Source organism: Cupriavidus sp. 05N39 (assembly GCF_056397325.1).
The window spans coordinates 1-595 of sequence record NZ_JBFTNE010000274.1 but is presented as its reverse complement, the minus strand read 5'-3'; the positions used below and the strand labels follow the sequence as shown (position 1 = coordinate 595).

Genomic DNA, 595 nt, shown 5'->3' with positions numbered 1-595 from the left:
CATCAGCGCCTCGCACAACCCGCACTACGACAACGGCATCAAGTTCTTCTCCGCCGATGGCGAGAAGCTCGACGATGCCACCGAGCTGGCGCTGGAAGCGGCGCTGGACGGGGCGTTCACCACCGCCGAGTCCGACCGGCTCGGCAAGGCGATGCGCGCGCGCGATGCCGTCGGCCGCTACATCGAGTTCTGCAAGGCCAGCGTGCCGCGCGCCTTCGACCTGCGTGGGCTGAAGATCGTGCTGGACTGCGCGCACGGGGCCACCTACCACATCGCACCGCTGCTGTTTCGCGAGCTGGGGGCGGAGGTGGTCACCATCGGCGCCGAACCCAACGGCGTCAACATCAACGATGGCGTCGGCTCGATGCACATCGACAACCTCGCCGCGAAGGTGCGCGAGGTGGGGGCAGACCTGGGCATCGCCTTCGACGGCGACGGCGACCGCGTGCTGATGGCCGACGACCAGGGCCTGGTGCACGTAGCGGTCGCCGACGTTGCTGCGCACGAACGGCAGGCCGATGCGCTCCAGCGCCTGTTCCAGGCCGAAGTTGGTCATCAGCGTGCCCACCACCGGGCCGCGCAGGCGGCCATTGCG

Annotated in this window: 2 pseudogenes; one reads left to right on the top strand and one right to left on the bottom strand. The window is 69.1% G+C overall.

Going from position 1 to position 595, the window contains the following annotated elements:
* Position 1: 1 nt before the first annotated feature.
* A pseudogene (gene glmM, locus AC1DN0_RS41265) lies at positions 2-409 on the top strand (phosphoglucosamine mutase); the annotation flags it as partial.
* Between the two features lie 66 nt (positions 410-475).
* Here the strand turns inward: glmM and AC1DN0_RS41260 are convergent.
* Positions 476-595, bottom strand: a pseudogene (locus tag AC1DN0_RS41260) (hypothetical protein); the annotation flags it as partial.